This is a genomic window from Shewanella sp. MR-4 (assembly GCF_000014685.1).
Classification (GTDB): domain Bacteria; phylum Pseudomonadota; class Gammaproteobacteria; order Enterobacterales; family Shewanellaceae; genus Shewanella.
Window position 1 is genome coordinate 374,431 of sequence record NC_008321.1, and the last position, 26,470, is coordinate 400,900.

The following is a 26,470-nucleotide window of genomic DNA, read 5'->3' on the forward strand; positions in this document are numbered from 1 at the left end:
AACGAGCACAATTCCCCCATTTATTAAGCGGCTTATTCTACACTAAGTCCTTAGTTTTAATGAAGCCATTTGCATTGTGATGGTTAATAAAATGCAATCAAGCTCCGATTTATTACGCCAAAGTAACATTCGTTTCAGTGGGCGAGTTTGAAAAGGTGAGGATAAAGCGTGTGACTGAACCTGAGTTGAACAGATCTGCTGGTCATATTTTGCATGTAAAAAAGGCGCACGAGGCGCCTTTTTAGAGGAGATAGAGCATTACTGTGCGAGTTGATTTTCCAGTTTACGCAGCGCTGCTTTCACTTTACGGGTGTTTTCAGGGCCCATGCGGATCAGCAGTTTTTGCGCGCTCGGCAAGGCCTCTAAATTAGGATCCACGAAGCGGTAGTTCACGCTGATTGAACTCAGCTCAATAGGCTCCTCGATGATAGGGGCGGCGAGCATGATCTTAATGGCTTGCAGCACTCTGTCATTGAACTTGGCGTTGCTGTAACCCAGTTCGGCAAAGGCCTCATTAAATAGCGGCGTGAGCTGTTTGTAGGTGTGCATTAAGCTTGCTTCATCCATGTTCGCAATCACAGTCGCGTAGGCATCGTATCTGTGGTAACTCTCTGGATTTAAATACACTTTGTCAGTGATTTCAGACACAGTGAACAGTTTCTCTGGGCCTTTGACTGGGCTGACTTTACGGGCGAGATCGCCTTGGGCCAAGTTATCTACGAACACCACAAACTGACGAGCCAAATCTTGGTTCACTAAAGAGGAACCGACCACGTTGTTATTGATGATCGCCAGCGCTTTTTGATGCACAAAGGCATCGCTCTCAGGCAGACTGGGGACGACTTCTTCAGGAATCGCAGGTTCGGTTGGCGTGATGGCGGTTTCGGTTTCCGGCGTGGTTGCCGCTGGAGTTTCGTTTTCCACCGGTGTGGTTTCAGGCTCAGCGCCTGTCTCGAGCGTCATAGGTTCAGATGAAGGCGGCTCGGGCAGCACTATCGGCGCATTGGGGATGAGCTTGGGTGAGTCATCTTTAGTGTAGTAATAATAACCTCCCGCAGAGAGCAGCACGACGAGCACAATCGCAATCAAAGCAAAGCGATTACTGCTTGAAGAGGTTTCTTGAGGTGTAATTCTATCATCTTGATTAACTTGCATTTTACATCCTTCGCTTAAGTGTCAAGGTAACGGGGTGAATACATGCAGCTAACATTTAAAGTGCAAGTGCCGCCGAGTTTTAGGTGGCAGGTTCATTGTGCAAGTTTCCACGCGCTTGTCCATAGCGGTGAGCTGAACAGGCTGAATTTATTTTACCTTGAAGGGGTTAGCTTAAGGTTTAGGCCTGAACATATTGTTGCCTGTGTCCAAGCCAACGATGAATAATGGCATCGACCGCCTCTGGTGCCTGCGCCATCACATGGCTGGCCAGTTTTTGGATATGTGGGATAAGCGCCTGATCGCGGACAAGGTCGGCGATTTTCAGCTCGGCCAGTCCCGTTTGCTTAGTGCCCAGTACTTCGCCCGGCCCACGGATCTCTAAGTCTTTCTGTGCAATCACAAAACCATCATTACTTTGCCTGAGCACATTTAACCGCTGGCTTGCGGTTTGGCTCAATGGCGCCTTGTAGAGTAACACACAATGGCTCGCCACGGCACCGCGCCCTACGCGGCCCCGCAGTTGGTGCAGCTGTGCTAGGCCAAGCCGCTCTGGGTTTTCGATAATCATTAAGCTGGAGTTGGGTACGTCGACACCGACTTCAATCACTGTGGTTGCCACCAATAAATGGATAGTTCCCGCCTTGAAGTCGGCCATAATTTTTTGCTTTTCAGCACTTTTCATCCGGCCGTGGACTAAACCTATGCTCAGTTCCGGCAGCGCTTGGCGTAACTCTTCGGCGGTATCTTCCGCCGCTTGGCACTCGAGAACTTCAGATTCTTCAATCAGGGTACAGACCCAATAGGCTTGGCGTTTATCCGTGACTACGCTGTTACGGACGCGCTCGAGCACTTCATTGCGACGCGAATCGGGGATGGCGACCGTGGTCACAGGTGTGCGGCCGGGCGGCAACTCATCGATAATCGAGGTGTCCAAATCGGCGTAGGCCGTCATGGCTAAGGTGCGTGGGATCGGCGTGGCCGTCATAATTAACTGGTGGGGATGAAAGCCTTGGTTAATGCCTTTTTCCCTGAGTCCCATCCGTTGGTGAACCCCGAACCTGTGCTGCTCATCAATAATGATCAAGGCCAGTTTGTTGAAAGTGACCTGCTGCTGGAAGATAGCATGGGTGCCTATCACCATTTGTGCATCGCCCGATTCAATATCGGCTAAGGATTGCGCCCGCGCCTTGCCTTTAAGTTTGCCCGCCAGCCATCCGACTTTTAATCCCAAGGGTTCAAACCAGGCGGCAAAGTTAGCCGCATGCTGCTCGGCGAGTAATTCGGTAGGCGCCATCATGGCCACTTGGTAACCATTTTCGATGGCTTGCAAGGCGGCGAGGGCGGCGACTAAGGTTTTACCCGAACCCACATCACCTTGGACTAAACGCATCATGGGGTGCGGTTGCTCTAAGTCTTTACCAATCTCGGCGACGACTCTTTGCTGGGCGCCCGTCGGTTTAAAGGGCAATGAGGCGAGAAAGGGATTCAATAGTTGGCCGCTGGCGAGCATGGTCACGGCGGCGTCGAGATTGCTGCGCTGCCTGAGGCGGAGCATGCTGAGGTTATGGGCGAGCAGTTCTTCTTGCACCAGCCGTTGCTGCGCTGGATGCTGGCCGAGCTCTAAGTCAAATTGTGATATTCCAGCGTGGGGGCGATGTAGGGTTTGCAGCGCCTGTTTCAAGCTCATGCTGTTGGGCTGTAAATTGGTGGGTAATAACTCGGTCAAACCGCCGTCTTCTAATAATTCGAGGGCTTGCTCGGTGAGCTTAATCCAACTCGCCTGTTTAAGTCCTTCCGTAGTGGGATAAATCGGCGTGAGGGTATCGCTTAAATGAATGTCTTCACCGGGATACACAATTTTGTACTCGGGATGGACGATTTCAGCCTGATGATTGCCACGGCGAATTTCACCGTAGGCGCGGATCATTAAGCCATTTTGCATCGCATTGCGTTGCGCCATCGAAAAGTTAAAGAAGCGTAGGCTCATGCTGCCAGTATTATCCCGCACATTGCACACCAGCATGCGTTTGCGGCCTTGAATGATTTGTGTCGACTGGATTTCGGCTTCAATGGTGCCGTAATTTCCCGGCATTAAGGCGGCAATAGGATAAATCTGAGTGCGGTCTTCGTAGCGCAGGGGTAAGTGAAACAGCAGATCTTGTACTGTTGTGATGCCGAGCTTTGCGAGTTTTTCCGCCACCCTTTTGGCGACGCCTTTGAGGTCGGTGATCGGAACAAGATCCAATTGCTGCAAGTCGTTAGCGCTCAATCACTGTGAATTTATACATATATTAACAGAGAATAAGCGTAAGGCAATCTTGGACTTAACCATGGTCACAGGCCGAGTGAATAGGGGGCTTGGAAATGTAACATTCACATCAAAGGATGAATTTTATCTAATATAAATTCAATTATTAAAATGAATATTTCATCACTACAGGCCTATACCTTAGATAAAAATAAATATTTTTTGTTATAAAGTTCATTTTTTATTATTTTGTGGTTTAATCGGCTCATTAGTTGTAATTGTGATATTTGGATTGTGGTGCGGTGACAAGGTTGTGAGTCGAAAATAATAAAGTTACCTCCAGTGACGGAACACATTTGGGGAAACACCGTCGAGGAGAACTCGCCTTTGCGTCTATGGTATTTGAGTTGTTTATTTATAGGTTTGCTGTGTTCCACGTCGCCTGCATGGGCCAAATTAGAGGTGGCCTTTTTTAACCCAGGTGCTGCAACGGATAGCTTTTGGGGCGATGTCGATAAATTAATGGAAGTGGCTGCAACTCGGCTCGATATTAATTTGCAAATTATTCATTCTGACCGTAATCATTTTAAAATGATTAGTCAGTTAGATGAATTATTAAAATCTGGTCGTTCGATTCCAACGCATATTGTTTTAGTGAATGAGAAGCAGTCAGCAATAAAAATGTTGCAGATGCTTTATGGCTATCCCATATATGTGCAGTTGATACTGAATGATATTTCACTGGCTGAGCGGGAAACCTTATTAGCGGATCCGCATTGGCAAACCTATTTATTACCCGCCATTATTCCCGATAACTATGCGATTGGTGCTGAGACGGCTAAGACTCTATTAAGTGGTTTACAGGATAAAAAAGCTAAGGTTTTATTAATTTCGGGCGATAAGTCTACGCCCGCCTCTGTGCTACGCACTCAAGGGGCGAACGATTACTTTTTTATGCAACCGAATGTCACTGTGACCCAAACCGTCTATGGGCAGTGGCGCGAGGACATCGCCTATGGGCAGGCTTTAACACTGCTCTCACGCTATCCAGATTTAAATCTAATTTGGACGGCAAGCGATAATATGGCTATGGGAGTGGTAAAGGCGCTGCGTGAAAAGGGACTACAGCCTGGTCGTGATGTGTTAGTGAGTTCAATGAATACTTCCGCACAGATCTTAGATCTTCGCCAATCAGAATTTGTCACCACCTTGGGGGGCGGGCATTTTTTAACGGGCGCCCTAGGATTAGTGCAGTTAAAACATTATCAAACGACTCATCAATATTATCCCTATGCGGATATACAACTTTTTAGTGTACTCAACCCAAATTCTGATTTTTATCGAATGTTAGTCGCTCGGGATTGGGCGGGGATTTTTCAGACGCAGATTTTGAATAAGTTGCCACAACAATAAGAACAATAAATAGGTATCCATGAAGCACCAACATCATTCCATCAGCCATAGAATGACACTCACTATTATTGGTGTGAGTTCGTTTTTTGCTGTCCTGACTATGTTGATACAGTTGATATGGAACTATCAGGAGAGCATAGATAACACTACTGCGGATATTCGCGAATACTCTGAATCTATCTTACCTACAGTGGCTAAATCACTTTGGGATGTTGACCATGGTTTGTTATCGGATTTGCTGTCCGGCCTAGGGATGATGCCCATGGTGGCGAGCGTTAATCTGGAAAGTGTGGATGGTGTGACGATACAAATGGGAAAATCCATAGGCGCCCATCATGATGCAAAGCAAAGCTTGTTCTATTATCCGGTCAAATATCAAGATCAGCAGATAGGTATGCTGATCGTGGGCTTAGATACTAATAAGTTGTACTACGAATTGTGGCAGCAACTGATTATTATCGTGTTAGGTAACGGGCTTAAAACCCTGATAATGATTTACCTCATCCTCACACTGGTACGCTTATTGGTCACCAACCGCTTATCGGCGTTGGAGCGGTTTGCCAATCAAATTAATTTGAACTCCCTACCTAAGCTCAATGTGCCCATGACTGTGATGCAAAGCTCCGATGAGATTGGCCATGTCGCCCAGTCGCTACAGGCCATGTATCAACGCATCCGTAATGATTTGGCGATCAATAAGCGCCAGCAACGTGCGTTGAAACAACAGCAAAACCAGTTGGCGAAATTGGTCGATGAGCGGACTCAAGAGCTCAATTGGCAATCCAAGGCGAATCAGCTATTAGCCGAAATGTCGTTGCAATTTTTGACGACAGATACTTCTAAACTCGACGAATCTTTAGCCGAGGTGTGCCGTCGCATTGGTAATTTATTTGATGTCGAACGGGTGAGCATCATTGAGTTTACCCAGCTACATGCCCGTTATCGCAGTTTTTGGAGTTGTGAGTCGCAGGCGGATCTGGTCCAAGATATTCCTGTCGATATTGCGGCAGTGCTGGCACAGAAATTTGTATCAGAGTCGACATTAGTTATTGAATCAATAGATTATTTAAAAGATGAATTCCCAGAGGAATATCAGGCCATGTGTTCGGTTGGTATCTGCTCTATTGCTGCCTATGCGATTAAAAATGCCGATGAATTATTAGGTTTACTCTCGCTGTCTATGATCAGCCGCCCATTAAACTGGAGTGTGCAAAAGAAGGTGATGCTGACGCAATTTGCGGCGGCACTGAACGAATTATTGCTGCGGGAGGAAAAAGAGCGACAGATGCTCAGCCTGCAACAGGCCTTAGTATCGGTAAATACCCAGCTGCGGGTGATGGCCGACACCGATGAATTAACCGGATTAAGCAACCGTCGCCCCTTCACTCAAACCCTAGAAACCTTGCTCCAGCAAGACACTCCGTTCGGCCTGCTCATGTTGGATGTCGATTACTTTAAGAGTTACAACGATACCTACGGCCACCTCGAGGGCGATGCGGCGCTCAAGCGAGTGGCGCAGGCGTTAACTCGGTGTGGTATTTTGCCACAGGAGAATTTACTTGCCCGAATTGGTGGTGAGGAGTTCGCGATTGTTCTGCAACAGATTTCACCAATCCAATTGGAGGCGATAGCCAACCAGCTCTGCTACCAAGTGGCCGCCTTGGAGATCCCCCATAAAAGCTCCCCAAAGGGCAAGATCACCCTGAGTATTGGTGGGGTGTATTTTCCTAAGGAAAGCCAGGATAGCTTAACGTTGTCGGAGGTGCTGCGCCGTACCGATATTTGTCTGTATCGCGCTAAAGATCAGGGGCGCAACACCGTGGTGATTGATTCGAACTATAAGTGACTGTTAATTGAGGCACAGCATCACAGCTTGTCTTGAGCATGGCGCGGCGCCGATTTATTTCTGCTTTTGGCCTGCTATAATTGCCGCCCTTTAATTTCTAACTCTAGGTTCTGGCGTGTCAAAACGGGGCAAAAATACGGCAAGTGCGGTGTCGATTTTCAATATCGATGATTTGTCCACTTGGCAAAAATATCGCAAAGGCTTGTGTGATAGCTGCCATGCGACCTGCTGTACGCTACCCGTTGAAGTCACTGTGAGCGACTTAGTGCGCATGGCCTTAGTGGACGAGTTTGAGGCCGAGGGCGATCTCAAAGCCATCGCCAAACGTCTGCAAAAAGCGCGCATCATCGACAACTTCAACCACAAAACCGCCATTTTTACCTTGGCCCGCATGGCGAACGATGATTGCTTATATTTAGATAGCAAAACCCGTCGCTGCACCATTTATCATCAACGCCCCGAAACTTGCCGCAATCATCCGCAAATCGGCCCTAAAGCGAATCACTGCCCTTATCGTCCCCGTGAGTAAGCTTTTGAATATGGAATTGGTACAGGGCTTCGAGTTGATGGCTGTCTCGCATCGCTTGCACCTGCCGATTAAATTCGCGCGCAATCAAGTCTTTATTGGCTGAACGTTTTGAGATCAGCATATAAAAAGGCTCCTGCTGCGTATTGGGTGACACCTTAGAGGTGAGCGTCTTAGGCAGTTCGCCCGACTGCGTTAAAGCGAGGCTGCCAGCTAAAATTTCCTTACGTGCTAGAAAGAATTTGCATCTGCGTTTAAGCAGCATTTCCGGCAAATGCTGTAGAGCGCGAATTTCATTGATGGGCGTTTCTTTGCGCCAGCCAAAGTTATCGTAATTGAAGCCCTTGATGCCGCAAACCGTGCCAAAATCAGCCAACTGATTGATATCATTTATATGAAATTGCGGGTCTAGTTCTGCTTTCAAATAAAAATAACTGGGGGTGAGGTAATAATAAGCAATAGATGGGATATAATCAGTCGCCCTTTGTCGGTTGAGCGATGCGCTCATTGCGGCATCTATGCTGCCATTTTGAACGTCCTTCAAACAGCGTAACCAAGGCAAAGCCTGCACTTCATAATCAATTCCAATGGGTTTAAAGGTGCGTTCTAGCAGGTCGATATCGTAGCCGCTAAGCGTGGAAGTCTTAATGCCATCTTGCCGAATAAAATAATTAAACGGTGGATATTCAGTCTCTTCGACACAAAAGCGTAACCTTAATGGGGAAAGCTCGTCGGCACCATGGGCAGCAGGCGAGAGCAGAATCACGCATAATAAGGCGATTAGCGGATATAATAAACGCATCATACTTTTTAAGCGCAGTGGCGATTTTTTAAAGTGTAGCAAAGGGCTTAGCGACCGCAGGGTTCTTTATTGCCACAGGCTAGAGCCGCTTTATTGGGAAAAATTCAACTGATCCGCGAAAATCACTGCGCGGGTTGGTGCAAGTAAGTCTAGTGTGAAACAAAAGGTGTTACATGAGTCTCTTAGATAACGTGATGATTATATTGTGCTTAATTGCCGCGAGTTGTTTCTTTTCCATGTCAGAAATTGCTTTGGCCGCATCACGGAAAATCCGTTTACGTCAGTTAGCCGATGAAGGTGATGCCAGAGCTGAAAAGGTACTGCATTTACAGTCGTATCCCGGCAGCTTTTTTACTGTGGTGCAAATTGGTCTGAATGCCGTGGCCATCATGGGCGGTATTGTGGGTGAATCTGCATTTCGTCCGTATTTTTATCAATTCCTTTCACCTTGGTTAGCCGATCCCTGGTTGGGTCAGGTGAGCTTTTTGATGTCGTTTTTACTCGTTACCAGTGCCTTTATTTTGGTGGCCGATTTAATGCCTAAGCGTATTGCGATGGCGATGCCTGAGCAAGTTGCCTTGGCTGTCGTTGGCCCTATGAGTTTCTGCATCGCGATCCTTCGTCCATTGGTGTGGTTTTTCAATGGCATGGCTAGCGCGATTTTTAAGTTGCTGCAAATCCCCACGGCTAGAAATGATGAAATTACTTCCGATGATATTTACGCGGTAATGAACGCGGGGGCAGAAGCCGGTGTACTCGATAGGGGAGAGCAACAGATGATGGAGAACGTGTTTGAAATGCAAACCGTTTCAGTCACTTCTGCTATGACGGCCCGTGAGAGCTTAGTGTATTTCCTGCTGCAAGACAGCGAGGAGGATATCAAACGTAAGATTGCCGAAGATCCTCACACTAAGTTTTTAGTCTGTGATGGCCAATTGGATATGGTCAAAGGTTTTGTAGATGCGAAGGAGCTGCTGATCCGTGTGATTAACGGCGAGAACATCACCTTAAAGGACAACAGTCTTGTGCATACCTCTTTGATTATTCCCGATACCTTAAGCCTGTCCGAGGCGATGGAATACTTCAAAAATAGCCGCGCCGATTTCGCCGTGGTGATGAATGAATACGCCCTAGTTGTGGGGATTGTCACCACCAACGATCTGCAACGGGCAGTGATGGGGGCTTGGTCGCTACACGAGAGCGAAGAGCAGATTATCGCCCGTGATGGTAATTCTTGGTTAGTCGATGGGGTCACGCCCATTACCGATGTGATGCGCGCCTTCGATATTGAAGAGTTCCCCCACAGTCAAAATTATGAAACCATCGCCGGCTTTATGATGTACATGCTGCGTAAGATCCCCAAGCGCACCGACTTTGTTAACTATGCCGGTTACAAGTTTGAAGTGGTGGATATCGACGCCTACAAGGTCGACCAATTGCTGGTAACTCGTATCGATGGCAACGATAAGTTGATGTCTCCAGATACCTAATCTTATCAACATCATAAAAAACGGGACTCAGTCCCGTTTTTTATATCGCTACTAAAATTTAGATCGCTTCTAAAAACGCATTCACTATCGGATCGTCCAAGCGTTTGACCTTGCAACAACAACCCAGCTCAAAGGGGGCAATGCCCACGGGGGAGGCTAATAGCTGGATCCTATCCCGTACCGGACTGTTATTGATCACTACCTCAGGGGTGATACTCACGCCACATCCGAGCGCCACCATGGACGCAATCGCTTCTTGTCCCGACACCTGGGCATAAATATTGGGGCTTATTCCCATCTGTTTGAACCAATTATCGGCGCGGCGGCGCCCAGGGCCATGGTCGGGAATGATAAAGGGCACCCGCGACCAGTCGATGGGGGCTTGGCTTATCTGTTGCTGCACCGCGCAGCGCATGGTTGGCGCGATTAAGGACAAAGGCACATCGTCGATCTTGGCGAAATGCAAGGTGGCAGGAAAGGGATCCGGCAGCGCAGCAATGGCAATGTCGGCGCGATTTTGTTGCACTTCGGCCAATGCATTGGCGGCATCCCCTGTGGTCAGGGCAATTTCGACAAAGGGGTGTTCCTGACGAAAACGCTCCAATAATTGCGGTAAATGGCTGTAGGCGGCGGTCACGGAGCAATAGAGATTTAAGGTGCCGCGCAGTACATCCTGCTTGAGATCGATACTGTGCCGCAAGTTACTCCAATGGTGCAGGGTCTGCTCGGCGAACAATTTAAACTCGCGCCCCGCGTGGGTTAAGGTCACACTGCGATTATCCCGTTCGAATAACTTGGCGTTCACTTCTTCTTCGAGCCGTTGCAAGGCGCGACTTAAGGTCGAGGGACTGACGTGCATCTGCTCCGCCGTCTTGGCGAAGTGCAAACTGTCACATAAGTGTAGGTACAATTTGAGGGTGCGTATGTCCATAACCTCGTCCTATTGGCCGCTTATCAAGGCTGTTGTAACCGAAAATGACATTGCATAAAACGCAATGTGAGGTTTCGAATATATCATTTTAAGCAACGATAGCCATAGGTTATAGTGATTTCAATCACAACCAATCATTAACAATAGGTTGATATTGGTTGAGTCCCAAATTCCCGACTTAAAGGTGGTATCTCAGATGGCTAACTATTTTAACTCTCTGAATTTACGTCAACAATTAGAACAGCTTGGCCAATGCCGTTTTATGGATCGCTCCGAGTTTAGCGATGGCTGCAATTACATCAAAGATTGGAATATTGTTATTTTAGGTTGTGGTGCTCAGGGTCTTAACCAAGGTCTGAACATGCGTGACTCTGGGCTGAATATTGCCTACGCCCTGCGCCCAGAAGCCATTGCCCAGAAACGTGCCTCATGGCAAAAAGCCACGGACAACGGCTTTAAAGTGGGCACCTTTGAAGAGCTGATCCCAACGGCGGATTTGGTACTGAACTTAACGCCCGATAAGCAGCACTCCAATGTGGTTAGCGCTGTGATGCCACTGATGAAACAAGGCGCAACGCTGTCTTATTCCCACGGTTTTAACATCGTTGAAGAAGGCATGCAGATCCGCCCCGATATTACAGTTGTGATGGTAGCGCCTAAGTGCCCAGGTACTGAAGTGCGTGAAGAATACAAGCGTGGTTTTGGTGTACCGACACTGATTGCAGTGCACCCAGAAAACGACCCTAATGGCGATGGTTTAGAGATTGCCAAAGCCTATGCGAGTGCCACAGGCGGTGACCGCGCTGGCGTGTTGCAATCTTCCTTTATTGCCGAAGTAAAATCGGATCTGATGGGCGAACAAACCATTCTGTGCGGTATGTTGCAGACGGGCGCTATCCTAGGTTACGACAAGATGGTGGCCGATGGTGTTGAACCTGGCTATGCCGCTAAGTTAATCCAACAAGGTTGGGAAACCGTGACCGAGGCGCTTAAGCACGGCGGTATCACCAACATGATGGACAGACTGTCTAATCCTGCCAAGATTAAAGCGTTTGAAATTGCAGAAGATTTAAAAGAAATTCTGCAACCCTTATTCGAAAAACATATGGATGACATCATCAGCGGCGAGTTCTCACGCACTATGATGCAAGACTGGGCGAATGACGACGCTAACCTGCTGCGTTGGCGCGCCGAAACCGCCGAAACGGGCTTCGAAAATGCCCCTGTTTCGAGCGAGCATATCGACGAGCAAACCTATTTCGACAAGGGGATTTTCCTAGTTGCGATGATCAAAGCCGGTGTCGAATTAGCCTTCGATACTATGGTGTCGGCGGGTATTGTTGAAGAGTCAGCCTATTACGAATCACTGCATGAAACGCCGCTGATCGCTAACACCATCGCCCGTAAACGTCTTTACGAGATGAACGTGGTGATCTCGGATACCGCAGAATACGGTTGTTATCTGTTCAACCATGCTGCAGTACCTATGCTGCGTGACTATGTAAATGCCATGTCGCCAGAGTATTTAGGTGCGGGTCTGAAGGACAGTTCTAACAACGTCGATAACCTGCAGTTAATCGCCATCAATGATGCGATTCGCCACACTTCAGTTGAGTATATCGGTGCGGAACTTCGTGGTTATATGACTGATATGAAAAGTATTGTTGGAGCTTAATTGATAGAGGCCGAGCCCCTAAGGATGTGGGGCTCGGCGTGACAAATTTATTCCTGCTTCGTAGGTTGTCGAGCGGGCAAAACCGACATGGGTTAGTTGGCTATAAGGTTCACTAACGCGCGTTTGTTAACGTTTCACTTTGTTGTTTTGCATTGTCTCGGCAGGGAAGCTGAATTTTTTTGACATTAGATATTTTTTTATTGTGTTTGGCTGTCGCTTTATGGTAAAGCTAATAACTCGCGGCGGGACAAGGTTCCCAAAGCAAGCATCGCTCAGGTTTAAAAGTGAGTAGCGATAAGAATTTCAGCGATACACATACAGAACACCGATTAGGAACCCATATTGATGTTTAACCAAGCTGCCAAGCTCATTCTCGTGATTATTACCGTAGTGATTATTAAATCACAGCGGGGGCGGCGCATGGCAAACTGGTAGACCTAAAAGGTTAAAAGTTTCGAAAGAACCCCCCGCTCCGAAAGGACCGGGGGGTTCTTCGTTTTCAGGCCCTAGGTTTTGGAAATGAGGTTTCGAAATAGCACAAATTACGAGTCGATTTTCGGCAATTCAGGATCAAGGTAGCGAGAGAGAATATGGAACCAGGGCAGATGATTAGAGGCGCAGACGCAGTCATAAAAGTGTTGGCAGCACATGGTGTTACCACAGTATTTGGTTACCCAGGTGGTGCCATTATGCCAATCTACGATGCCCTCTATGGAAGCCCTGTCGAACATCTCTTAAGCCGCCACGAACAAGGTGCAGCCTTTGCCGCCGTTGGTTACGCCAGAGCCAGTGGTAAAACCGGCGTATGCTTTGCCACCTCAGGCCCTGGTGCCACCAACTTAATCACTTCGCTTGCCGATGCGTTATTAGATTCTGTGCCTGTTGTCGCTATCACGGGTCAGGTTTCAACCGCTGTGATTGGCACTGATGCGTTTCAAGAAATCGATGTATTGGGCATGTCCTTAAGCTGCACTAAGCACAGCTTTATGGTGACGGATGTAAACGATCTTATCCCGACCTTGTATCAAGCCTTCGAAATCGCGGCATCGGGTCGCCCTGGCCCAGTGCTGGTGGATATCCCTAAAGATATCCAAATCGCGCAACTGGAATATCGCACTCCCTTGCTGGCGGTAACCAATGAACCACAGGCGAGCGTCAGCGAGATTGACGCGGCCCGCGCCCTGTTAGCAGAGGCGAAGCAGCCTATGTTGTACGTGGGTGGTGGCGTCGGGATGGCGGGCGCGGTCGATCAACTGCGGGAATTTATCAAAGCCACGGGTATGCCATCGGTTGCGACGTTAAAGGGCTTAGGCAGTATTGCCCATGGCACTCCAGGTTATTTAGGCATGTTAGGTATGCATGGCGGAAAGGCGGCCAATCTAGCGGTGCAGGATTGTGATTTATTAGTGGTTGCCGGTGCGCGCTTTGATGACAGGGTCACAGGGCGTTTAGCGACTTTTGCCAACAAGGCTAAAGTCATCCATTTAGATATAGACGCCGCCGAGTTAGGCAAATTGCGCCAGCCCGATGTGGCCATTGCCGGTGATTTACGCCAGATTTTCCCTGCTTTAGCTATGGCGCTGAACATCACGCCTTGGCAAGCAGAGGTTGAACATCTTGCCCGTAAACATCAATGGGATTATCAACATCCCGGCAGCTTAATCTACGCTCCTGCCATGCTGCGCCGCCTTGCTAATAAACTGCCCGAAGACAGCGTAGTGAGCTGCGATGTGGGCCAACATCAAATGTGGGTCGCCCAGCATATGTGGTTCCGTCGCCCTGAAGATCATTTATCCAGCGCAGGTTTAGGCACTATGGGCTTTGGTTTACCCGCCGCTATCGGCGCCCAAGTCGCCCGCCCCGATGCAACTGTAGTCACAGTGTCTGGTGATGGCTCTTTTATGATGAACGTGCAGGAGCTGACCACCATCAAGCGCCGCAAATTACCGGTGAAGATCCTACTAATCGACAACCAAAAATTGGGGATGGTGAAACAGTGGCAACAGCTATTCTTTGAAGAGCGCTACAGCGAAACCGATCTGTCAGACAACCCCGATTTTGTGCAACTCGCTTCGGCCTTCGATATTCCCGGCCGCACGATTTTCTCTTCCGACGAAGTGGAAGAGGCCTTAACCGAAATGTTAGCGGCTAAGGGTCCCTATTTGTTACACGTAGCAATCGACGATGCTTTTAACGTTTGGCCACTGGTGCCCCCCGGCGCATCAAACAGCGATATGATGGACGAAATGGAGAAACAAACATGATCCACTCCCTAGAATTAACGGTTCAACAACGCCCAGAAGTGATAGAACGTGTACTACGTGTGACTCGTCACCGTGGTTTTACTGTCACCCAAATGCAAATGCGGATGAACGACGATGCGAGTCTGTCGCTGGATATGGAAGTGGACAGCGAGCGCGCCATCGAGCTGCTCAGCAATCAACTGAATAAATTGATTGATGTCACTCAATGCAAGGTCTTGTTACCGCTAAACTTGCAACAACAAAAAGTACACGCATAAGCATCCAGTGGCTGCGGTATTAGCACTGCAGCAACGCCCTAAGGGCACGATTTTCGATTTGAGATAAGGGATAGAGTCAATGCCAAAGTTACGTTCAGCAACCAGTACCGAAGGCCGCAATATGGCGGGTGCCCGTGCGCTATGGCGCGCCACAGGGGTGAAAGACAATGATTTTGGTAAGCCGATTATTGCGATTGCCAACTCCTTTACTCAGTTTGTCCCTGGCCATGTGCACTTAAAAGATATGGGCTCTCTGGTGGCGGGCGCCATCGAAGAAGCAGGCGGTATTGCCAAAGAATTCAACACCATCGCTGTGGATGATGGTATCGCCATGGGCCACGGTGGCATGCTCTACAGTCTGCCTTCGCGGGAGCTTATCGCCGATAGCGTCGAGTATATGGTCAATGCCCACTGCGCTGATGCGCTGGTTTGTATCTCTAACTGCGACAAAATCACCCCCGGCATGTTGATGGCGGCGCTGCGCCTCAATATCCCCGTGGTGTTTGTGTCGGGCGGGCCGATGGAGGCGGGTAAAACCAAACTGTCGGACAAGCTTATCAAACTCGATTTAGTCGATGCCATGGTGGCGGCGGCAGACTCGAGTGTGAGCGATGAAGATAGCGCTAAAATCGAACGTAGTGCTTGCCCTACATGTGGTTCCTGTTCGGGCATGTTTACCGCTAACTCGATGAACTGTTTAACCGAAGCTTTAGGTCTGTCGCTGCCGGGCAACGGCTCCATGCTCGCGACCCATGCCGATCGCCGCGAACTGTTTTTAGAAGCGGGCCGCCGCGTAATGGCGCTAACCAAACGTTACTACGAAAAAGATGATGCCTCGGCACTGCCGCGCAACATCGCCAGCTTTAAAGCCTTTGAGAACGCCATGGCGCTGGATATCGCCATGGGCGGTTCGTCTAATACTGTGTTGCACTTATTGGCTGCGGCGCAGGAGGCAGACGTGGCATTTACTATGGACGATATCGACCGTATGTCGCGCCAAGTGCCGCATCTGTGTAAGGTGGCGCCGTCGACCGCTAAATACCATATGGAAGATGTGCACCGCGCCGGTGGTGTGATGGGCATCTTAGGCGAACTCGACCGCGCCGGACTGCTGCATACCGATGTGCCACACGTCGCCGCCGATGCGGGCGGCAATCTCAAGTCGGTGCTCGCAAAGTACGATGTCATGCAAACCCAAGATGACAACGTAAAACAATTTTTTATGGCTGGACCTGCGGGCATTCCTACCACTAAAGCCTTTAGCCAAGACTGCCGCTGGCCATCGCTGGACGATGACAGGCGTGAAGGTTGTATCCGTAGCCGCGAATTTGCCTTCAGCCAAGAGGGCGGTTTGGCCGTGTTATCGGGCAATCTGGCCGACAATGGCTGTATCGTTAAAACTGCCGGTGTGGATGAGTCTAACCTGACCTTTACTGGCAGCGCTCGGGTGTACGAAAGCCAAGATGACGCAGTCGCTGGCATCTTAGGTGGCGAAGTGGTGGCGGGTGATGTGGTGGTGATTCGTTACGAAGGGCCAAAAGGCGGCCCAGGTATGCAAGAAATGTTGTACCCCACCAGTTACTTAAAATCCCGTGGCTTAGGCAAGGCCTGCGCGCTGATCACCGACGGCCGTTTCTCTGGTGGAACTTCCGGTTTATCCATCGGCCATGTATCGCCTGAAGCGGCGGCGGGCGGCACTATTGCCTTGATTGAAAACGGCGATCGGATCGAAATCGATATTCCTAAGCGCAGTATCAAGCTTGCGGTGAGTGATGCTGAATTGGCTGCGCGCCGTGAAACCATGCTCGCCCGTGGGCCAATGGCGTGGAAACCGCTTTCGCGTCAGCGTTATGTGTCGATGGCGCTCAAAGCCTACGCCATGCTTGCCACCAGTGCCGATAAGGGCGCGGTGCGCGATCGCAGTAAGTTGGAGGACTGATATGTTATCTCTCGCATCGTCGCAAACGGAGCAGGCTGAGGCCCAGTCCTCTCAAGTTCAATCCTCTCAAGTTCAGTCCGATAAGGCGCAATCGGGCACTTCTGCCTTAGAAAAGAGTCAGCTTGCGCAAAGCTACCTGCAAAAAATCCTGCTGTCGTCGGTTTATGACGTTGCGAAAGTGACCCCACTCTCGAGCCTGAATAAACTCTCGGCGCGTTTGGGCTGCCAAGTATTTTTAAAGCGTGAGGATATGCAGCCTGTGCATTCCTTCAAGCTGCGTGGCGCCTATAACCGTATCGCCCAGTTAAGCCAAGCCGAATGTCAACGCGGCGTAGTGTGCGCCTCGGCGGGTAACCATGCTCAAGGCGTGGCCATGTCAGCGGCCAGTCGTGGTGTGGATGCTGTGATTGTGATGCCCGAAACTACGCCAGATATTAAAGTCGATGCGGTGCGCCGCTTGGGTGGCAACGTGGTGTTGCACGGCCAAGCCTTCGATCAGGCCAATGGCTTTGCGATGGAGATGGCCGAGCAGGAGGGGCGGGTGTATATCGCCCCCTTCGATGACGAAGCCGTTATCGCAGGCCAAGGCACTATCGCCCAAGAAATGCTGCAACAGCAGCGCGACCTTGAAGTGGTATTTGTACCCGTGGGCGGCGGTGGCTTAATTGCTGGGATTGCTGCCTATTACAAAGCGGTGATGCCACAGGTCAAAATTGTTGGGGTGGAGCCTGAAGATGCGGCCTGCTTAAAAGCGGCGATGGAGGCGGGCGAGCCTGTCACACTCCCGCAGGTCGGCTTGTTTGCCGATGGAGTCGCGGTTAAACGTATCGGCACCGAGCCATTTCGCCTAGCTAAGTGGTTTGTGGATGAAGTGGTGACGGTAACGTCCGACGAGATCTGCGCCGCCGTTAAAGATATTTTTGAGGATACCCGCGCCATTGCCGAACCTGCAGGTGCTTTATCCCTTGCTGGGCTTAAAAAATATGTCAGCACCAATGCTACGGGCGAGAGTGGCAAGGGTGAGAAAGTCGCGGCGATTTTAAGTGGCGCGAATGTGAACTTCCACAGCCTACGTTATGTGTCGGAGCGTTGCGAGTTGGGTGAGCAAAAAGAAGCCGTGCTGGCGGTTAAAGTGCCCGAGCGTCCCGGCAGCTTCCTGCGTTTTTGTGAGTTGCTCGAAAAGCGGGTGATGACCGAATTTAACTATCGTTTTAGCAGCCGCGATATGGCGGTGGTGTTTGCGGGTATTCGTTTGACCAAAGGCCATGGCGAATTAGAGCAGATCATCAATACCTTAGAAGATAATGGCTTCGAGGTGCAGGACTTATCCGGTGACGAAACCGCGAAATTACATGTGCGCTATATGGTCGGTGGTCATCCGCCAGAGCCGTTAGAGGAGCGCCTATTTAGCTTCGAGTTTCCCGAGCATCCGGGGGCGCTGCTGAAGTTTTTAACTACCCTGCAGAGCAAGTGGAATATCAGTTTATTCCATTACCGTAATCACGGCGCGGCCTTTGGGCGAGTGCTGGCGGGGTTTGAAGTCCCCGAGGGCGATGCCTTGCCGTTTCAGCAGTTTTTAACTGAGCTGGGATTTGTCTATCAAGAAGAGACGCAAAGCCCTGCTTATCAGCTGTTTTTGAATGCCGGAAAAGGGAAAAAGAGCCTGCCTTTGTAGTCGCTTTGCTTTAGGTTACAACTTAGGCTAAAGGAGGGGCGCACAGGCGCCCCTTTTTGTGGTAGTTTGGTTTAACAAGTTAAGAGTGAATGCTCTAGTCACACAATAATCAGACCTCGACCCTACGCATTAAGGAGACATGATGTTACCTGCACCGCATTTTTCTGCCTTTAATCCGCCTCGCCGCATTTTGATGGGGCCAGGTCCATCGGATGTTTATCCTGAAGTATTAGCCGCACAGGCAAGACCGACCGTCGGCCACCTAGATCCATTATTTGTTGGCATGATGGATGAGCTTAAGAGCCTGATCCAATATGCGTTTCAAACCAAAAATGAAATGACGATGGCAGTGTCGGCCCCCGGCAGTGCAGGCATGGAAACCTGTTTTGTGAACTTAGTCGAACCCGGCGAAAAGGTGATTGTGTGCCGCAATGGCGTGTTTGGTGAGCGTATGCGCCAAAACGTCGAGCGTGTAGGTGCGATTGCTGTGCTGGTGGATAATGAATGGGGCACACCCGTCGACCCTGCTGCCGTTGAAGCGGCGCTTAAGGCCAACCCCGATGCTAAATTCCTTGCCTTTGTGCACGCCGAAACTTCAACGGGCGCATTGAGCGATGCTAAAATCCTGTGCGCGCTGGCAAAACAATACGGCTGTTTATCGATTGTCGATGCGGTGACATCCCTCGGTGGCGTGGAATTAAGAGTCGATGAATGGGGAATCGATGCCATTTATTCTGGTAGTCAGAAATGTCTCTCCTGCGTGCCGGGATTATCGCCTGTGTCTTTCTCGCCCAATGCGGTGGAAAAGCTTAAAAACCGTAAAACGCCAGTGCAGAGCTGGTTCCTCGATCAAAGTCTGGTCATGGCCTATTGGACTAGCGCTGGTGGCAAGCGCAGTTATCACCATACCGCGCCCGTTAATGCTCTTTATGCCCTGCACGAATCGCTGCGTTTATTGGCCGAAGAAGGTTTAGAAAATGCGTGGAAGCGTCATCAAGACATGCATTTAGTGCTGCGCGCCGGCCTTGAAAAACTTGGCCTGAAATTTGTGGTTGCTGAAGCTTCGTGCTTGCCGCAGCTAAATGCCATTTATATCCCCAAAGGCGTTGATGATGCCGCCGTGCGTGCGCGTCTACTCAAGGATTACAACCTTGAAATTGGTGCTGGTCTTGGTGCTCTAGCGGGTAAAGCTTGGCGCATTGGTTTAATGGGCTTTGGTGCCCGCCGTGAGAATGTCGCGCTCTGTTTGCGCGCGCTAGAAGAGGTGCTGAACTAATATGTCAGTTTCGCGTATAAGGATGTTACGCAGAGTGAGTTTGCGCTTAGTGAGTTCACGTTTATTGATTGGCGGTTTAATTCTGATCTTAAGTGGTTGTGCCTCGAGCAATATGAACAATACCAGTTGTGATTTTGTGCGAGGCACAGCAGGTAATCAGAGTCAACGCGAGGCCAGCGGTGATGATAGCAATGCCCGGCAGATGGATGTGGGCATTGGGATTTTAACCGCGATCTTCGGCAGTATTAGCCGAGCACTTTCTTCCGATGATAAATCGGATGAGAAGTGTGTTTAATCGGTGAGTTTTAGTCGCCTTTGATCCTTTATAAATCCCCGTAATGCGGGGATTTTTTATAAAGACAGTACCGTTCTTTAGTGCTGGGTATATTGATTAAGCACAGTCATTTCAGTGACACTCCGTGAATATGTCCCTATAGGCTCGACGGCGGCATCCATGCCGCCAACGGTCACTTCCATGACGGTGCTCAATCCAGTTAACCCCTTGGTATGGCTGACAATCTGTTATTTACAATTAGAGCATTCCGATAATTTCGCAATGGTAGGCTCATTAAACTAGGCGTTATAGATAACAAGGAGCAAGTGCTAGCATGAAATTTTGGGGATATACACAAGAACTAGCCGAAGCAGCTGAGCCGCAACCTAAAGCGCTCATTGAAGTGACTATTTCTGCCACGCCGAGCGATCTGCGAGAAATTGCAAAGTTTCTCTCATCAGTGGCAGACAAAATTGAAGTCCAAGGAAGGAACTTTGAGCATGAGCATTTTTTAAATAATGCTAGCGATGCACCACGTTTAATTATTTTTAACCCTCTAACATTGGAGTAAACCTCGAACGATGCACTTGAAATATCGGAACCTCCGAAAGTGATTGGGTTTATCGCAAATAATGTTCTTTATACCTCCAAAATGTTTTTCGATTAGCGTTGCCCTTCGGATAGCCGAAGATACTTACTACCTTTAATGCTTGATTGGAAAACTGAATAAGCTAAGTATTTGTCATTGATGATGGCTTAGTATGTTTCTATGGTCGGCGTAGTTGGGCACATGGCTTCACTTTCTTTATGTCGATGTAATGATTGTTTATGAAGAAATAATTCCTCATTTTTATCTTATCCATTCCTGCCGTGGTTATTGGCGCATTTGTCTTCGAGGAAATTGGTGGTCTGCTGTTAATCTCTTGGTTTTCTTTGGTGCTTAGGCTCATCCCAACAAAAACGGCATCTGCATAAGTTGCAGATGCCGCCTGTCGCACTGAATTAGCCCTTGAGCTAGTTTTATGTTTTTGAACCGTCGGGCAGCTCTTTACTTCTTGGCCTGAACTTTTCCACTAAAAATACACTTAAGCTGCTAATGATGGCGGCGAGTACGGTGGAGAAGAGCACATCCTGTGGCCAGTGCATGCCGAGTAACATGCGGCTGAGGCCCATCAATAATCCCCAAGCAAATAACGCGTTGGCAAATAGCGGCAAACCCGCGAGTAGCAAGTAATAGCTGGCGGTGAGCACTAAAGTGACTGCGAAAATTGTGTGACCCGAGGGGAAGGAATAGCCGATTTCATCTTCCCAATGTTGGTGAATGTTAGGGGCGAGTTTGACCTCGGGCTCCATGGTGTGTAGCTCGGTTAGCGCCTCGGCGATGGCCTGTGAGCGCTCAGGTTTGGCTAATTGATAAAAAGTGTGTGGGTTAAGTTGCGCTTCCTCAGGGAGGCCTTGGTCGGACAGATACACTAGGTTTGGTCTTGGCTCTTTAAACAAGGCTTTAAGGGTATGACTGGTGCTCAGGCTGATAACTTGACTGAGGCTAATGGCGAAAAACAGGCTAATAAACAGCGCTTTTGGCATATGGCGATAGGCGAGTGCCAGTACTACTAACACGGTTGCCACTCCATAGGGCGCCGTGCCTGTGGTGGTGAGCCAATATAAGGCTTTGGCTAAGGGCGATTGCAGGTCGATTAGCGGAAATAATTGATTTTGAGTGAGTAACAGTAAGCTTGGAATGGTTGCCAACAGTAACCAGACAAGGGCTAAACGACGTAGAAGATAGGCTGGATGAGTCAAAATATTCGCCTCCGAGTAAACCACATAGGCTACATGCCACATTTGGGCTTGCCAATAAAAAAATCCCGACAGCAAAAAGTGCGCTGTCGGGGGTCTTCAAGGGTGGAGCGGTAGGTGCTATTGCACCGTATTCTTGGGTTGATGGCGGGTCACGAACATCAAAATCAGTAATACTACGAGTAACAAGCCGGTGCCCATCAGTAGGGCGTAATCTTCTAGTTGCAGTATCGAGTACAGCACCGCATACAAGCTCACCAGCATAGTGCCGACAATCGCGCCACGCTTAAGACTGGCGGTGGCACTGCCCACATAGGCGGAGACTGACAACACCGGAATACAGGCGGCGATCAAATAGGCTTGCAGGAAGGCAAGGTGCTCCGAGAGTGATAATAACAGCAGGTAGAACAGGGCCATGGCGCTGCCAACCAGCATGTATTGCACTGTGCTTAGGCTGGTCTTTTGCCCCAGCTCGAAAATAAATAGCATGATAAAAGTCAGTACGATAAACAACAGGCCATATTTAACTGAGCGCTCAATCTTGCCGTAATGGGTCACAGGCTCAAACAGCATGGCATTGGCGACGACTTCTGCGAGTGTCGACTGGTTACTCTTAATAAATTCTTGCGGATAGTTACGGGTTAAGTGACTGATATTCCAGCTGGCAGTAAATCCATTAGCAGTGATTTCGCGCTCTGCTGGGAGTAAGCCTTTAAAACTTGGGTGCGGCCAATCGGCATGGATATTCAGCAGGGTTTGTTCGCCTAATGGCAGGGCACTAATCGACTGTGAGCCGCGCAGTGTCATGGCAAAGTTCACGCTAAAATCACTCGCTTCGCCGACTTGGATCCCTTGATTAAAACCTTTCTCTAGACCGCCAGTCGTCAGGCCTGTGCCTGACATCAGCGAGCCAGAGAGTAGGACTGAATCGCCTGTTACCTCAATTTTTTCCACCTTATCAATTGCTTGATTCGATGATACCCCAAAGACTAAGCGGGCATTTTGATTATCGAAGGCGATAAGGTTAGGAATATCGTAACGGTTTAAGCGAAATTCAGCCTGCCCATTAAGTGCAGCGTTATACACCAGAGATTGGTAAATGCCGCGGGTGCGAAAATCATGCTTTAAATCTAAATCGAGGCTGAGTTTTTTCGGCAGGATCACCAGCTCGTCCTGATAGGTGCGCTTTACTTCGTGGCGAGTTTTGCCGTCGTTACTGACTTCTTCCTGCATCACAAAATAGCTGTAGGGGATCACCAGCGCTGGGCCTGAGAGCGTTTGTTGTTCGCCCCATGAGCGGCCGATTTCATCGACCACACTGTGGTACAGGGCTTCGCGATCGGACGTCATGTCCATGATGATCCCAAGCGGTAGCAAGGCCACAATCGACAGTATGCCAATAGTTAAGGCTTTTAATAGCGTGGTGTTTTTCAATGCCGCTCCCTTTGCTGTGGCAGGCTGTTCCTGTGCTGACATATCTGTTCCTTGATCACGATTGAGTTTTTTAAGGAGTGCACGCGCCACTAAATAGATGGCGCCGCCAAATAGCGCCAAACTCAGTAACGTGAGCACCCAGAAAATAATGTTAAACATGGATTTCATTCCCTATGAAATACGCGCGAGTCGCCACGGTATTCTGTGGTGCTAACTCGATATCACGGTGGGTATTAAAACAGATTTGCCCGCTGGAATTGCGGGCAAGTTGCTGATCAATAGTGGCAAAATTATGGCAATCGCCCAGATTCGAGCTAAATCCTAGGTCGCCGCTCGGGGCTTTTTGCCAAACTTGGGGTGTTTTGCCTCAAAGTCATCTTCCTTACGGATATGTTTGAGTAAGGTCTCAAGACATTCCTTAAAGATGTCGGTTTGCTCCGAATAGACGGCTGCATGGTGTGAAAACCATTGGTGTTTTTCACGCTCACGATTATTGGCGTCAGACCAAATACGTAGCTCATATTCATCGCCAATCACGACAATCGCATAGTCGATGGCGCCATTGGTAAAAGTAATGCATTGGGGTAGATATACGGGCGCTTCACCTTTGAATAGCTCGTACCAAATGGCTTCGCTACGCCAAGAGACTATGGGCAGAGGTGCTTTGATGGAGCAGCCAATCGATTGATGCTGGTTAAACAGGACTGCCTTAATATCCTCTATGGCAAAAGGCTGTAAATCGCCATTCTTGTCAGCGAGTGAGTACAGCATATTCATCAAAAAAGGCAGCTTAGTGCCATTGCCAGTTTTGCGACCGCAGAGTTTAGCTTCGCGGTAATAGATATTCATTCATCAATCCTTAATGAGGGGCTAACCTTGGAGAGTGCATCGCTCGCCTCGAGGTAAAGCGATAGCCCTTAGCCAGGAAATGCCTTATGTTAACCGAAGTTGTCGGCAAGCTGGCAAATTGGCGCCAAGTTTGCGAAATATACGACAAAAGTGAGACAGCTATCCCTTTGATATTTAGCCGATAAGGGGATCCATTTGAGATAGCTATTCGCTTTTAGTACCTTTGGAGAGTGCATGTCGAGCCCTTTTTCACCCCGCGAGTGGTTACAGCTGAATATGCAGCAGCAAGGTTTACTGCAACCTCACTCGTCGGTGAGCGAACTGATTAGCCGCCTTGGTTATGTGCAAATCGACTCCATCAATGTGGTCGAGCGGGCACATCACCATGTGCTGCATAGCCGGATGCCGCAGTATCAACCGCAGATGCTAGATACTGCGCTGGCACAGGGGGAGATTTTTGAATATTGGTCCCATGCGGCGGCCTATTTGCCGATTGCCGACTACCGCTTTAGTTTGCAGCGTAAACAGCTGCTACAAAATGGCGGCAAACATTGGTTTGAGCCAGACGATAAGGTGATGCAGGAAGTGCGCGCCCGCATTCGCGCTGAAGGGCCACTTAAAGCCAGTGACTTTGAACATACCGAAGGTAAAAACGGTGCCTGGTGGGACTGGAAACCCGCCAAAAAAGCGCTAGAGCAGTTGTTTATGCGCGGCGAGCTAATGGTGGTGCGGCGGGAAAAATTTCAAAAATGTTATGATCTTACCGAACGCGTGCTGCCCGAACATATCAATACCCAAGCGCCGAGTGAGGCCGAATTTGCCCGCCATTTGATTGAGCGTTACCTCGATGCCCATGCCTTTGGCTCGGCGGCGCAAATCGCGTATCTGCGCAAAGGCATAAAAGCTAATGTGAATGAGCAATTAGTCGCAATGCAGTCCCAAGGTGAATTAGCGAGCTTTAAGGCCGAAGGGCAATGGTATTTTTATCGCCCCGAGCTGCAAATAACCGCTGCAATGCCTAACCGAGTCTGGTTACTCAATCCCTTCGATAATCTATTAATTCAGCGGCAACGATTAAAGCAATGGTTTGATTTTGATTATCAAATTGAAGTCTATGTGCCCGCCGAAAAACGCCAATATGGCTATTACTCCCTCGCGATTTTGTGGCGCGACCGCTTCGTTGGTCGAGTAGATGTGAAAGCCGAGCGACAAAGCGGTCTACTGCTATTACAGCAGCTGACCCTAGAAGCTGGATTCGATGGCATGGATGATGACTTTTGTGCGGCATTTGAGGCGGCAGTCACTGAGTATGCGCGCTTTAATGGCTGTAGCCGCTGGAAACTGGTGAAGGCTAACCATAAGGCATTTAAACAAAAATACGCACGGCAGCAGAAGATCTAATCGGGAGCTTTGTCGTTATCTGGGCGCTTGTCTTTAGAGGGTACATCCATCCAGTGAAAGCACAGGTACAGCAGTGCTAAAAAGAGCAGTGGCAGGGCGGCATAGCCCAAGGATAATGAACTGTTTTCACTGCGCGCGAGCCAATAGCAGGGAATGTACACTAAGGGATAAGCTAGGGTTCCCCACAAAAAGCTTTTATTCATCAGCCGATAAAACCAATGCACTTTAATCGTGGTTTGGCTGGCAAGCCCCATCAGGCTTGCAAGAACCACAAAAGGATAACTGAGCAGTGGCAAGCCGCCAAGGAGTAACAATCCCCAAAGCAGATAGTCCTGATAGAAAGTGGTGCTTGCGGTATCCATTGTCTTCTTCCCTGACGATTCGAACTCGAGCGCTTAAGTCTTGGCGCCCACAACTATTCTCACTCGGTAAGCCCTTGCTGCATCTTAAGCCAAAAGCCTTGTTGGCACAGATTACTAAAGGACTTTTGCTGCGGCGAAATCGCGATATCGGCCGTCACGACGCGATAGCTGAGCCAATAATCGGCACAAACCGCGTCTGACTCATCCGTCTGGGTATCTTGCTCGCTTAACAGACTGACCACAACCCCGTTGTCGAAGTGATACAAGGTCAAGGATTCGCAAATTTCAGCATTATCGTCCTGATAACTGTGCTGCTCTTGGGTGTGGCTCACCACTGAAACTGGGCTAGGATAACCTTGAATGGCGAGAATGTAGCTGGCGAGTTGTCGCATTATTTCCCTAAGTGACTGAATGCTTGCAGTGTTAAAAACAAAAAAGCACAGCTGCGCTATCGCTAACTGTACTCTTTCAAACATGCATTATCAGTTAGTCCGCGGCGTTCAGTTTTTTCTCAAGCTCGTTAACTTGCGCCTGCAGAGCTTCTAACTTCTCGCGGGTTTTCAGTAGTACATGCTGCTGTACTTCAAATTCTTCACGGGAAACCAGATCTAACTTGAGCAATTGATTTTGCAGCACTTGCTTGCTGCGCTCTTCAAATTCACCGGCAAATTGCTTAAGACCGCTGGGCAAACTATCGCTCAGTTGCTTCGCCATTTCTTCGATTTTCTTTGGATTGATCATAATCTTGTCCGCCTCTTTGCTGAATGGATGAATTGTAACTCAGTACGTTAGCTTTCAAAAGTAAAGCCGCGGATTGGGCCGTGCTCATCGCCACGATTGCGCGCTTTGTCAC

The 26,470-nt window shown here is 49.1% G+C and carries 23 protein-coding genes; 13 read left to right on the forward strand and 10 right to left on the reverse strand.

What is annotated here, in order from left to right:
- Positions 1-258: 258 nt before the first annotated feature.
- Positions 259-1,155 carry a DUF3014 domain-containing protein gene (locus SHEWMR4_RS01870; RefSeq protein WP_011621159.1) on the reverse strand — a complete coding sequence of 299 codons (897 nt, stop codon included), beginning with the start codon at positions 1,153-1,155 and terminating at the stop codon, positions 259-261.
- 178 nt (positions 1,156-1,333) lie between these two features.
- Positions 1,334-3,409: an ATP-dependent DNA helicase RecG gene (gene recG, locus SHEWMR4_RS01875; protein ID WP_041408672.1), complete on the reverse strand. Its 2,076-nt coding sequence runs from the start codon at positions 3,407-3,409 to the stop codon at positions 1,334-1,336.
- A gap of 381 nt (positions 3,410-3,790) precedes the next feature.
- On the opposite strand from recG, the gene SHEWMR4_RS01880 reads away from it, so the two are divergent.
- The 3 genes from SHEWMR4_RS01880 (at position 3,791) to SHEWMR4_RS01890 (ending at position 7,191) form a co-directional block, all read left to right on the forward strand.
- Positions 3,791-4,816 (forward strand): ABC transporter substrate-binding protein, encoded by a 1,026-nt coding sequence (locus SHEWMR4_RS01880; protein ID WP_011621161.1) that lies wholly within the window; start codon positions 3,791-3,793, stop codon positions 4,814-4,816.
- A gap of 19 nt (positions 4,817-4,835) precedes the next feature.
- Positions 4,836-6,662, forward strand: a complete 1,827-nt coding sequence (locus SHEWMR4_RS01885) for a sensor domain-containing diguanylate cyclase (RefSeq protein ID WP_011621162.1) — start codon at positions 4,836-4,838, stop codon at positions 6,660-6,662.
- A 115-nt stretch (positions 6,663-6,777) separates the two neighbouring features.
- Positions 6,778-7,191 (forward strand): YkgJ family cysteine cluster protein, encoded by a 414-nt coding sequence (locus tag SHEWMR4_RS01890; protein ID WP_011621163.1) that lies wholly within the window; start codon positions 6,778-6,780, stop codon positions 7,189-7,191.
- On the opposite strand, the gene SHEWMR4_RS01895 is transcribed toward SHEWMR4_RS01890, so the two are convergent.
- Positions 7,154-7,993 carry a substrate-binding periplasmic protein gene (locus tag SHEWMR4_RS01895; RefSeq protein WP_011621164.1) on the reverse strand — a complete coding sequence of 280 codons (840 nt, stop codon included), beginning with the start codon at positions 7,991-7,993 and terminating at the stop codon, positions 7,154-7,156. The genes SHEWMR4_RS01890 and SHEWMR4_RS01895 overlap by 38 nt on opposite strands.
- A gap of 170 nt (positions 7,994-8,163) precedes the next feature.
- Between SHEWMR4_RS01895 and SHEWMR4_RS01900 the strand changes: the two genes are divergently transcribed.
- Positions 8,164-9,480: a hemolysin family protein gene (locus SHEWMR4_RS01900; protein ID WP_011621165.1), complete on the forward strand. Its 1,317-nt coding sequence runs from the start codon at positions 8,164-8,166 to the stop codon at positions 9,478-9,480.
- Positions 9,481-9,538: 58 nt separating this feature from the next.
- Here the strand turns inward: SHEWMR4_RS01900 and ilvY are convergent, their stop codons facing one another.
- Entirely contained in the window at positions 9,539-10,411 is an 873-nt protein-coding gene (gene ilvY / locus SHEWMR4_RS01905) for an HTH-type transcriptional activator IlvY (RefSeq protein WP_011621166.1), read from the reverse strand.
- Between the two features lie 196 nt (positions 10,412-10,607).
- Here ilvY and ilvC point away from each other — a divergent pair, with 196 nt between their 5' ends.
- From ilvC to SHEWMR4_RS01950, 8 genes are all read left to right on the forward strand, one after another.
- Positions 10,608-12,086 carry a ketol-acid reductoisomerase gene (gene ilvC / locus SHEWMR4_RS01910; protein ID WP_011621167.1) on the forward strand — a complete coding sequence of 493 codons (1,479 nt, stop codon included), beginning with the start codon at positions 10,608-10,610 and terminating at the stop codon, positions 12,084-12,086.
- Positions 12,087-12,676: 590 nt separating this feature from the next.
- On the forward strand, positions 12,677-14,350 hold the full coding sequence (ilvG, locus tag SHEWMR4_RS01920) for an acetolactate synthase 2 catalytic subunit (protein WP_011621168.1): 1,674 nt from the start codon (positions 12,677-12,679) through the stop codon (positions 14,348-14,350).
- On the forward strand, positions 14,347-14,607 hold the full coding sequence (ilvM, locus tag SHEWMR4_RS01925) for an acetolactate synthase 2 small subunit (protein ID WP_011621169.1): 261 nt from the start codon (positions 14,347-14,349) through the stop codon (positions 14,605-14,607). Before ilvG ends, ilvM begins: the two co-directional genes overlap by 4 nt.
- A 79-nt stretch (positions 14,608-14,686) precedes the next feature.
- Positions 14,687-16,546, forward strand: a complete 1,860-nt coding sequence (gene ilvD, locus SHEWMR4_RS01930; protein ID WP_011621170.1) for a dihydroxy-acid dehydratase — start codon at positions 14,687-14,689, stop codon at positions 16,544-16,546.
- A gap of 1 nt (position 16,547) precedes the next feature.
- Positions 16,548-18,221 carry a threonine ammonia-lyase, biosynthetic gene (gene ilvA, locus SHEWMR4_RS01935; RefSeq protein WP_011621171.1) on the forward strand — a complete coding sequence of 558 codons (1,674 nt, stop codon included), beginning with the start codon at positions 16,548-16,550 and terminating at the stop codon, positions 18,219-18,221.
- Between the two features lie 142 nt (positions 18,222-18,363).
- A complete protein-coding gene (locus SHEWMR4_RS01940; RefSeq protein WP_011621172.1) occupies positions 18,364-19,497 on the forward strand; it encodes a pyridoxal-phosphate-dependent aminotransferase family protein in 1,134 nt (377 codons plus the stop codon).
- A 34-nt stretch (positions 19,498-19,531) separates the two neighbouring features.
- Positions 19,532-19,792, forward strand: coding sequence for a hypothetical protein (locus SHEWMR4_RS01945; protein ID WP_083757872.1), 261 nt, complete (start codon positions 19,532-19,534; stop codon positions 19,790-19,792).
- 313 nt (positions 19,793-20,105) lie between these two features.
- Positions 20,106-20,342, forward strand: coding sequence for a hypothetical protein (locus SHEWMR4_RS01950; RefSeq protein WP_011621174.1), 237 nt, complete (start codon positions 20,106-20,108; stop codon positions 20,340-20,342).
- A gap of 449 nt (positions 20,343-20,791) precedes the next feature.
- Here the strand turns inward: SHEWMR4_RS01950 and SHEWMR4_RS01955 are convergent, their stop codons facing one another.
- The 3 genes from SHEWMR4_RS01955 to SHEWMR4_RS01965 all read right to left on the reverse strand — a co-directional run bounded on the left by SHEWMR4_RS01955 (position 20,792) and on the right by SHEWMR4_RS01965 (position 23,854).
- Positions 20,792-21,616 carry a phosphatase PAP2 family protein gene (locus SHEWMR4_RS01955; RefSeq protein WP_011621175.1) on the reverse strand — a complete coding sequence of 275 codons (825 nt, stop codon included), beginning with the start codon at positions 21,614-21,616 and terminating at the stop codon, positions 20,792-20,794.
- Between the two features lie 75 nt (positions 21,617-21,691).
- Positions 21,692-23,164 (reverse strand): cell envelope integrity protein CreD, encoded by a 1,473-nt coding sequence (gene creD / locus SHEWMR4_RS01960; protein ID WP_011621176.1) that lies wholly within the window; start codon positions 23,162-23,164, stop codon positions 21,692-21,694.
- Between the two features lie 162 nt (positions 23,165-23,326).
- Positions 23,327-23,854 carry a hypothetical protein gene (locus tag SHEWMR4_RS01965; protein WP_011621177.1) on the reverse strand — a complete coding sequence of 176 codons (528 nt, stop codon included), beginning with the start codon at positions 23,852-23,854 and terminating at the stop codon, positions 23,327-23,329.
- A 234-nt stretch (positions 23,855-24,088) separates the two neighbouring features.
- On the opposite strand from SHEWMR4_RS01965, the gene SHEWMR4_RS01970 reads away from it, so the two are divergent.
- Positions 24,089-25,255, forward strand: coding sequence for a winged helix-turn-helix domain-containing protein (locus SHEWMR4_RS01970; protein ID WP_011621178.1), 1,167 nt, complete (start codon positions 24,089-24,091; stop codon positions 25,253-25,255).
- Here SHEWMR4_RS01970 and SHEWMR4_RS01975 read toward each other — a convergent pair.
- The 3 genes from SHEWMR4_RS01975 to ubiK form a co-directional block, all read right to left on the reverse strand.
- Positions 25,252-25,617: a hypothetical protein gene (locus SHEWMR4_RS01975; protein ID WP_011621179.1), complete on the reverse strand. Its 366-nt coding sequence runs from the start codon at positions 25,615-25,617 to the stop codon at positions 25,252-25,254. The genes SHEWMR4_RS01970 and SHEWMR4_RS01975 overlap by 4 nt on opposite strands.
- Positions 25,618-25,676: 59 nt before the next feature.
- On the reverse strand, positions 25,677-26,009 hold the full coding sequence (locus SHEWMR4_RS01980; protein WP_011621180.1) for a hypothetical protein: 333 nt from the start codon (positions 26,007-26,009) through the stop codon (positions 25,677-25,679).
- Positions 26,010-26,103: 94 nt separating this feature from the next.
- Entirely contained in the window at positions 26,104-26,358 is a 255-nt protein-coding gene (gene ubiK, locus SHEWMR4_RS01985; protein ID WP_011621181.1) for a ubiquinone biosynthesis accessory factor UbiK, read from the reverse strand.
- Positions 26,359-26,470: the final 112 nt, after the last annotated feature.

Excerpts from the sequence above, each read along its gene's own strand:
- SHEWMR4_RS01870 (WP_011621159.1), bottom strand. The coding sequence starts at position 1,155 with ATGCAAGTTAATCAAGATGATAGAATTACACCTCAAGAAACCTCTTCA.
- SHEWMR4_RS01885 (WP_011621162.1), top strand. The coding sequence starts at position 4,836 with ATGAAGCACCAACATCATTCCATCAGCCATAGAATGACACTCACTATT.
- SHEWMR4_RS01895 (WP_011621164.1), bottom strand. The coding sequence starts at position 7,993 with ATGATGCGTTTATTATATCCGCTAATCGCCTTATTATGCGTGATTCTG.
- SHEWMR4_RS01900 (WP_011621165.1), top strand. The coding sequence starts at position 8,164 with ATGAGTCTCTTAGATAACGTGATGATTATATTGTGCTTAATTGCCGCG.
- ilvY (WP_011621166.1), bottom strand. The coding sequence starts at position 10,411 with ATGGACATACGCACCCTCAAATTGTACCTACACTTATGTGACAGTTTG.
- ilvC (WP_011621167.1), top strand. The coding sequence starts at position 10,608 with ATGGCTAACTATTTTAACTCTCTGAATTTACGTCAACAATTAGAACAG.
- ilvG (WP_011621168.1), top strand. The coding sequence starts at position 12,677 with ATGGAACCAGGGCAGATGATTAGAGGCGCAGACGCAGTCATAAAAGTG.
- ilvM (WP_011621169.1), top strand. The coding sequence starts at position 14,347 with ATGATCCACTCCCTAGAATTAACGGTTCAACAACGCCCAGAAGTGATA.
- ilvD (WP_011621170.1), top strand. The coding sequence starts at position 14,687 with ATGCCAAAGTTACGTTCAGCAACCAGTACCGAAGGCCGCAATATGGCG.
- ilvA (WP_011621171.1), top strand. The coding sequence starts at position 16,548 with ATGTTATCTCTCGCATCGTCGCAAACGGAGCAGGCTGAGGCCCAGTCC.
- SHEWMR4_RS01940 (WP_011621172.1), top strand. The coding sequence starts at position 18,364 with ATGTTACCTGCACCGCATTTTTCTGCCTTTAATCCGCCTCGCCGCATT.
- SHEWMR4_RS01950 (WP_011621174.1), top strand. The coding sequence starts at position 20,106 with ATGAAATTTTGGGGATATACACAAGAACTAGCCGAAGCAGCTGAGCCG.
- SHEWMR4_RS01955 (WP_011621175.1), bottom strand. The coding sequence starts at position 21,616 with ATGTGGCATGTAGCCTATGTGGTTTACTCGGAGGCGAATATTTTGACT.
- creD (WP_011621176.1), bottom strand. The coding sequence starts at position 23,164 with ATGTTTAACATTATTTTCTGGGTGCTCACGTTACTGAGTTTGGCGCTA.
- SHEWMR4_RS01965 (WP_011621177.1), bottom strand. The coding sequence starts at position 23,854 with ATGAATATCTATTACCGCGAAGCTAAACTCTGCGGTCGCAAAACTGGC.
- SHEWMR4_RS01970 (WP_011621178.1), top strand. The coding sequence starts at position 24,089 with ATGTCGAGCCCTTTTTCACCCCGCGAGTGGTTACAGCTGAATATGCAG.
- SHEWMR4_RS01975 (WP_011621179.1), bottom strand. The coding sequence starts at position 25,617 with ATGGATACCGCAAGCACCACTTTCTATCAGGACTATCTGCTTTGGGGA.
- SHEWMR4_RS01980 (WP_011621180.1), bottom strand. The coding sequence starts at position 26,009 with ATGCGACAACTCGCCAGCTACATTCTCGCCATTCAAGGTTATCCTAGC.
- ubiK (WP_011621181.1), bottom strand. The coding sequence starts at position 26,358 with ATGATCAATCCAAAGAAAATCGAAGAAATGGCGAAGCAACTGAGCGAT.